Annotated in this window: 7 protein-coding genes; 4 read left to right on the forward strand and 3 right to left on the reverse strand. The window is 64.3% G+C overall.

Annotation, left to right across the window (positions count from 1 at the left end):
* Window positions 1–53 precede the first annotated feature (53 nt).
* A complete protein-coding gene (locus ACW5W7_RS10275; RefSeq protein WP_456501618.1) occupies window positions 54–2,018 on the forward strand; it encodes an LTA synthase family protein in 1,965 nt (654 codons plus the stop codon).
* A 57-nt stretch (window positions 2,019–2,075) separates the two neighbouring features.
* Here the strand turns inward: ACW5W7_RS10275 and ACW5W7_RS10280 are convergent, their stop codons facing one another.
* A complete protein-coding gene (locus ACW5W7_RS10280; RefSeq protein WP_349919950.1) occupies window positions 2,076–2,546 on the reverse strand; it encodes an Lrp/AsnC family transcriptional regulator in 471 nt (156 codons plus the stop codon).
* Between the two features lie 161 nt (window positions 2,547–2,707).
* On the opposite strand from ACW5W7_RS10280, the gene ACW5W7_RS10285 reads away from it, so the two are divergent.
* Complete coding sequence (locus ACW5W7_RS10285) at window positions 2,708–3,220, forward strand: phosphatase domain-containing putative toxin (RefSeq protein ID WP_456501619.1); 513 nt, start codon at window positions 2,708–2,710, stop codon at window positions 3,218–3,220.
* A gap of 73 nt (window positions 3,221–3,293) precedes the next feature.
* Here the strand turns inward: ACW5W7_RS10285 and metA are convergent, their stop codons facing one another.
* The gene (gene metA, locus ACW5W7_RS10290; protein WP_349919953.1) at window positions 3,294–4,241 is read right to left on the reverse strand and encodes a homoserine O-acetyltransferase MetA; all 948 of its coding nucleotides are present in this window, start codon (window positions 4,239–4,241) and stop codon (window positions 3,294–3,296) included.
* A gap of 143 nt (window positions 4,242–4,384) precedes the next feature.
* Between metA and ACW5W7_RS10295 the strand changes: the two genes are divergently transcribed.
* Window positions 4,385–5,623: an HD-GYP domain-containing protein gene (locus tag ACW5W7_RS10295; RefSeq protein WP_456501620.1), complete on the forward strand. Its 1,239-nt coding sequence runs from the start codon at window positions 4,385–4,387 to the stop codon at window positions 5,621–5,623.
* 34 nt (window positions 5,624–5,657) lie between these two features.
* Entirely contained in the window at window positions 5,658–6,821 is a 1,164-nt protein-coding gene (locus ACW5W7_RS10300) for a molybdopterin-binding protein (protein WP_456501621.1), read from the forward strand.
* 14 nt (window positions 6,822–6,835) lie between these two features.
* On the opposite strand, the gene ACW5W7_RS10305 is transcribed toward ACW5W7_RS10300, so the two are convergent.
* Entirely contained in the window at window positions 6,836–7,372 is a 537-nt protein-coding gene (locus tag ACW5W7_RS10305; RefSeq protein WP_456501622.1) for a metal-dependent hydrolase, read from the reverse strand.
* Window positions 7,373–7,640 lie beyond the last annotated feature (268 nt).

Below are 7,640 nucleotides of genomic sequence, written 5' to 3' on the forward strand. Positions count from 1 at the left end.
CATAAAAATGGCCCCGGATGGGCTTAACAGACAGGCTTTTTTCAGGAAAAACAATGACAAAGATAAGGAGTTGGCTGGGCCCATTTTGGCCCATTGCCGTGTTTTCAGTGATCGCGCTATTTGCCCTCTCCGCGAGCCGGATAGGGCTCGGGCTCTGGCAACAGGAGCGGGTTGAGGCGGTCAACGGCTGGTCTCAGATGTTGCTGCAAGGCCTGAGGGTCGACTTCGCCACCCTGTGCTGGGTATGGGGCGTCCCCGCCGTCTTTACCCTCCTGCTGGCCGGTCCCCATGCCCTCGGCCGAGCCTGGATGCAGCTGATCCGGCTCTGGCTGACCCTGGGGCTCTGGCTGATGCTGTTCCTCGAGATCTCCACCCCTTCTTTCGTCACCGAGTACGGGGTGCGCCCCAATCGCCTCTACATCGAATACCTCATCTATCCGAAAGAGGTGCTGGCCATGCTGTGGGCCGGGCGCAAGGGAGAGCTGCTGCTGGCCCTAGTGTTCAGCACGGGCGTGCTGGCTGGTGGCTGGTGGCTCGGGGGTCGCCTGATCCGCAACCTCAGCTTCCCGCGCTGGTATCTGCGACCCGCCTTCGCCCTGCTGATCCTGGCCATCGGCTTCCTCGGCGCCCGCTCCAGTCTGGGCCACCGGGCCCTCAACCCGGCCATGGTGGCCTTCGCCAGCGATCCCCTGATCAACGCCCTGGTGGTCAACTCCTCCTACTCCCTGTTCTTCGCCATCAAGCAGATGGGGGCCGAGGAGAATGCCAGCGAGTTCTATGGCGAACTGCCCCAGCAGCGGATCCTGGAGCTGGTGCGCGAGGAGAGCGGGCGCCCGAGCCAGGACTTCAACTCCGAAACCCTGCCGAGCCAGAGCTTCAACGAGGCCAGCCATACCGGCAAGCCGAAGAATCTGGTGATCCTGTTGCAGGAGAGCCTGGGGGCCCAGTTCGTCGGCTCCCTCGGCGGCCTGCCGCTGACCCCCAATATCGATGCCCTGTCGAAGGAGGGTTGGGCCTTCAACCAGCTCTACGCCACCGGCACCCGTTCGGTGCGCGGCATAGAGGCGGTACTGACCGGTTTCACGCCAACCCCGGCCCAGGCCGTGGTCAAACTCGGCAAGAGCCAGACCAACTTCTTCACCATCGCCGATCTGCTGCGGCAGCGGGGCTACAGCACCAGTTTCATCTATGGCGGCGAGAGCCACTTCGACAATATGCGCAGCTTCTTCCTCGGCAACGGCTTCAGTCACATCGTCGAACAGAAGGACTTCAAGAACCCGGTGTTCGAAGGTTCATGGGGCGCCTCTGACGAGGATCTGATGGCCAAGGCGGACGAGACCTTCCGGGCTCTCAGCAAGGAGGGCAAGCCCTTCTTCAGCCTGGTGTTCAGCTCCAGCAACCACGATCCGTTCGAGTTCCCGGATGGCCGGATCGATCTCTATGAGCAGCCCAAGCAGACCCGCAACAACGCCGCCAAGTATGCGGACTACGCCATCGGCGAGTTCTTCAAGAAGGCCAGATCGTCGGACTACTGGAAGGACACCCTGTTCCTGGTCATCGCCGATCACGACAGCCGGGTCGGCGGCGCCAGCCTGGTGCCCATTCCCCGCTTCCACATCCCCGGGGTCATCGTCGGCGAGGGCATCACCCCGCGCCAGGATCCGCGCATCGTGAGCCAGATAGACATGGCGCCGACCCTGCTCTCCCTGATGGGGATAAGCGCCGACTACCCCATGCTGGGCAAGGATCTGACCCGGATGCCGGCAGACTGGCCGGGGCGCGCCCTCATGCAGTACGACAAGAACTTCGCCCTGATGCGGGGCAACGACGTGGTGATCCTGCAACCGGAACGGGCGCCAGAGGGGTATGAGTATGACCCGGCCAGCCAGCGACTCACCCCGGCCGTGCAACCGGACGCCATGAAGAAGGCGGCGCTGGGGCTGGTGCTCTGGGGCAGCCTGGCCTATCAGCAGGGGCTCTACCGGACCGCTCCGGACAGTCGCCTTGTGCTTAACTGATGCGATTTTGCAGACAAAAAAACCGCCATTTGGCGGTTTTTTATTTCCTCATGCTGCTCAGGAGGGGGAGAAGCAGGGGAGTGAACGGCTGAACTTGTGCTCGAACACCAGGGATGTCTCCAGATGCACCACCTCTTCCCGGGCGGTGAAGTGATCGAACACGAAGTTGCGCAGGTGCTCGGTATCGGCGACGCACAGATGCACCAGGAAGTCGTCCTTGCCCCCCATGTGGAACAGGCTGATCACCTCGGGCAGGGCCAGGATGGCGTCACGGAAGGCGTCGATGATCTGCCGGCTGTGGCGGGCCAGTTGCAGGGAAACCATGGCCTGGATATGACCGCCCAGCGCCTGATAGTCCACCTCGCAGTGCGCCCCCTTGAGCACCCCGTCCTGTTGCAGTTTGCGCACCCGCTCCAGGCAGGTGGAGGGCGCCACGCCGACCAGGGCGGCCAGGTCCTTGTTGGTCATGCCCGCATCGCGAAACAGGTGGGCCAGGATGTCCAAGTCCAGTTGATCCAGGTTTCTCATCTTCACTCCTTGCATCACTCGATTTTTTTAAGACTCTGCCCGTAATCCGGGCCGAACACAACGCTCATTGACATGGCAATCACTGCCTCTATGCTTTGCCGCACTCGGGCCTGGCACCGACAGCGTCGTTCAACACCTATCGACCCCTCACAAGGAACCCCATGCACCCCTCCCATCCGTTCTGGAGTCTGGATGTCCCCCGTTTCGACGGCCAACTGCTGCTGACCCCCTGCCCCGGCACCCAGCAGGTGTCCGCCCCGCACGCCCTGAGCCAGTTGCAGCTGGCGGGCGCCCGGGCGCTCATCACCCTGGTCACCGCCGACGAGCTGGCGGCCCAGGGCCTGCATCGGCTCGGCGCCGAGTCTGAGGCCAGGGGCATGGCCTGGTACCATCTACCCATTCGGGACGACGAGGCGCCGGATGCCCAATTCGAACAGGCCTGGTGCCAGTTGCTGCCGGAGCTCATTTCCTTGCTGCGAGACGGCAAACAGGTCGCCATTCACTGCCGTGGCGGCAGTGGTCGCACCGGTCTGGTGGCAGCCGCCCTGCTGATGGCGCTGGGTCAGCCACAACCGGAGGCCATGGCCTGCGTCCGGGCCCACCGCCCCAGGGCATTCACCCTGGCCAGCCACCGCCTCTGGCTCGATGGCTGGGGGGCACGGCTGGCAGACTGAGGCAATTCAACCGCCGGGCTGCTCGCTGGCCCACTGCCTCGACCGAATAGCCGATAGGCAGGCCACCGGCACCTCAAGGCTTGGGCGGCTGGTAGGTAAACACCTTGCCGATGTCTTCCACCTTGTAGCTGGTGAGCTGGTAGACGTAGTAGTTGAGCCAGTTGGAGAACAGCAGGTGGCCGTGGCTGCGCCAGCTGGCTCGCGGCGTCCGGGTCGGATCGCCCTCCGGGTAGTAGTTGACCGGCACGACGGGGGTGAGCCCGGCCGCCAGATCCCGCTGATACTCCCCGTCCAGGGTCAGGGCGTCGTATTCCGGATGACCGGTGACGAATACCTGACGGCAATCCTTGGTCGCGGCCAGATAGACCCCCGCCTCTTCGGACTCCGCGAAGATCTGCAGATCCGTGTGGGCGCGGATAAGATCCCCATCGAACGCCGCATAGCGGGAGTGGGGGGCGACGAACTCGTCGTCGAAGCCCCGCAGCAACGGCTCGTGCTCATCGAGACGATGATGGCGATAGACCCCGGAGAGCTTCTCGCCGTGAGTCTGCTTCTCCATGCCGTACAGCGCCTTGAGGGCCGCCTGCACCGCCCAGCACAGGAAGAGGGTGGAGGTCACGTGCCGATGGGACCACTCGATGATCTCGACGATGCGCGGCCAGTAGACCACCTCCTCGAACTCCACCAGCCCGAGCGGCGCCCCCGTGATGATCATGCCGTCGTAGTTGTTGCCCCGCACCTGTTCGAAGTCGTGATAGAAGTTCTCGAGGTGCGCCTGGGGCGTGTTCTTGGACTCCCTGTCGTCGATGCGCAGCAGATCCACATCCACCTGCAACGGCGAGTTGGAGAGCATCCGCATCAGCTGGATCTCGGTCTCTATCTTCTTGGGCATCAGATTGAGGATGAGCACCCGCAGGGGGCGGATGTTCTGGGTGACGGCCCGGGATTCCGTCATGACGAAGATGTTCTCTTCCCCCAGCACTTCGGCGGCGGGCAACTGGTCCGGGATCTTGATCGGCATACTGACTCCCTGTACTGCATCGGTAAACATGTCTGGACATCTAGAAGCCTATAATAAAGCGCCCGCCCTGTCATCAGATAGCTTTTCTTCATTCCGCCCTTTGACTAGCATACGACTTCACTCTGTTTTTCATGCCCAAGCCCATGACAGGTATCAAGATCTCGGTAGATCGGCTGCAAGTCGGCAATTATGTCTCCCTGCCACTGGGCTGGCGCGAACACCCCTTCCTGTTTTCCAGCTTCAAACTCAAGAGTGAACAGGAGATAGCGCTCATCCGCCGGCTCGGCCTCAAACTGGTCACCATCATCCCCGACAAGAGCGATACGCCCCCCAAACCCCTCGACCAGGTCGCACCCCCATCCGCCGATGGCGGTGCCCTCGCCAACCGCCAGCAGGAGATGCAGCAGGAGAAGGCCAGGCGCATCGAGCAGTTGCAGCGTTATCGCCGGGATCTGCAGCAGTGCGAGAAGCAGTTCCAGCAATCTCTGGCCCAGGTACGCAGCCTGATGGGCAAGATCCAGTCCCGTCCCCTCAACGCCATCGGCGAGGCCCGGGAGCTCATCAACGCCATGACGGAGCAGCTGCTGTCGGTGGACGAGATGGTGCTGCACCTGGTCTCGGACAGCGAGGATGGCAACAGCCTGCAGTTCCACTCCCTCAACGTCAGCGTGCTCAGCATGCTGCTGGCCAGGGAGTGCAAGCTGCCGGCGGAGGCGATCCGCCAGGTCGGCATGGGGGCGCTGTTCCACGACATCGGCAAGTTGAAGCTGCCGAGCCAGCTGCTGCGAAAACGCGGCCCCTTCACCAGACCCGAGCAGAATCTGATGGCCCAGCATCCCCGCTTCGGCCTGGATCTCCTGAGTCACGCCAAGGATTTCCCGGAGCAGGCCAGGAGCATAGTGCGCCACCACCACGAATATCTGGATGGCAGCGGCCCGGAAGGGGTCAAGGGGGAACAGCTCGATCCCCTGACCCAGATAGTCTCCCTGGTCAACGAGTACGACAACCTCTGCCACCTGCAGGCCAAGGTGCCCTACTCCGCCCTCGGCAACCTCTACAAGCTGCGCAAGGGACAGTTCAACATCGACTACCTCGGCATGCTGATCCGGCTGATGGGGATCTACCCGCCGGGCAGCGTGGTGCAGCTCTCCAACGGCCAGGTCGGGCTGGTGATGTCGGTCAACAGCGCCCGTCTGCTCTACCCCGCCGTGCTGGTGTACGATCCGCGCATTCCGCGCCAGGAGGCCGCCATCATCGATCTCGAGCAGGCGGAGCTCACCATCGCCAAGGTGATCCACCCCAAACGGCTGCCACCGGCGGTGTTTGAATATTTGAACCCGCGCACCCGGATCAGCTACTACTTCGAGCACGCCAAGCCTTGAGCTGCGCGGCTCATCATCGACCTCAGGAGTCTGCATGCGCATCGAGATAATCAGCACGGGGGACGAGATCGTCACCGGCCTGGTGGTGGACACCAACGCCGCCTGGCTCAGCGCCCTCTTGCTGGAACAGGGCTGGCAGGTGCGCCGCCGCGCCACCGTCGGTGACAACCTGGCGGATCTGAAGGCGGTGCTCGCAGAGAGCAGCGAGCGCGCCGAGGTGGTGCTGGTGTGCGGCGGGCTCGGCCCCACCGCCGACGATCTCACCGCCCAGGCGGCGGCCGAGGCCTTTGAGCAGCCGCTCACCCTCCATCCGGACTGGCTCGCCACCCTGGAGGCCCGCTACGCGGCCCGCGGCATCCCCATGCCCGCCAGCAATGCCAAGCAGGCCCATCTGCCTCGGGGCTGCGAGATCCTGGACAACCCGGTGGGCACCGCCTGCGGTTTTGTGGTGCGACACCCGGCCAGCCACGGCCAGAGCCAGCTGTTCTTCACCCCGGGCGTGCCGTTCGAATTCAAGCAGATGGTGCGCGAGCAGATAGTGCCGCGCCTCAAGGCGCTGGCTGGGGAACAGACCGACACCGAGCTGCGCCGCTTCTACAGCTTCGGCGTCTTGGAATCCGCCCTGTCAGACAAGCTGGATGCCGCCCCCTGGCCAGCGGGGGTGGAGCTTGGCTATCGCTCCGCCATGCCGCTCATCGAGCTCAAGCTCATCGGCCACGGGGCGAGCGCCGCCGACCTGGATGCCGCCGAGGCGCGGCTGCTTGGGGAGATCTCCCCCTGGCTGGTGGGACGGGGAAACGAGGAGCCTGCCAGTCAGATCCTGGCTCTGCTCGGAGACCAGCCGCTAACGCTCTGCGAGGGAGAGAGCCGGGGTGCCCTGCTCGGCCTCTGCCACGACTATCCCCAGCTGCAGGCCCATTTCGACCCGCTGCTCCCCAGCGAGCTGGAACAGCTGAAGCGTGCAGAGACGGGGCTCAGTCTCACCATAGGCCGGGCGGGATCGGACGGTGTGCCCCTGCTGCTGTGCGCCCATGGTCAGGTGATGGGCCAGACCCTCAAGGTCCGCCACCCGGATCCGGACAGCGGGCGCCGGATCCTCGCCTTCGCCGCCCTCGACATGCTGCGTCGCCACCTCTTGGGGCTGCCGGCGATCGCGGACTATCTCACCCTGACCCGCAGCGCCCTGCGCCGGGACTAGGCCATCGGCCGGGCTCAGAGCCTCGGCAGCAGGGCAGCCAGGGTACCCAGCCCCTGGCCGCCATGAACCCAGTAGCCCGCCAGTGCCAGAGTCAGCAGACAGAATGCCGCCTCGTAGCCGCCCCCGCTCTTGAGGGGCAGGCCGGGCAGGCGAAAGCGCCGACGCAGGGGCCAGAACAGCGGGATCCCCGCCGGGGTAAGCCAATCCCCCAGCAGATGGCTCAGGTAGCCGATGATGAGGGCATCCTTCATCGCCACCGAGAAAATCCCCGGCCCCTGAAACTGGGCCAGCCCCCAGATCCCCGCCCCGACCGCCAGCAGACTGTGGGTAAAGCCGCGATGGCCGAACAGGCGCGACAGCGGCCCCGAGATCCAGGGCAACTGGCGGCCGAGCAGGGACTTGGGGTGATCGAGATCCGGCAGCAGGGCGCTGGCCAGGGCGAGCGGCACCAGTTGCCAGAGGCTGGCATCGGCCAGAGCCGGGGTCAGCTCCAGCTTGTGGGCAATCAGGGTACAGGTTACGGCAAACAGCAGGTGGCCTTGGGCGGTCATGATGGGCGTCGATGGAGCAAGAGATGGGCGGAGGGGATACTGGCCCGATGAGACCGGGCGGCAGATTAGCATCCCTCCCCGGGTCGTGAGCAAGACGAATGTTGCTCATTCCCAGTTTTTGCAGTCATTTATTCCACAAAATACCCGTTCCACAGCTCAAGGGTGACTCATACAGCACCAAATTCACCGCCAGACAAGGAGGTCGGCCCGCCCCAGGGCGCTGGCCGCCCCCCCCACACGCCACGCTCGTATAGAATCGCCGGGCGGG

It is taken from the genome of Aeromonas intestinalis, from assembly GCF_054052485.1.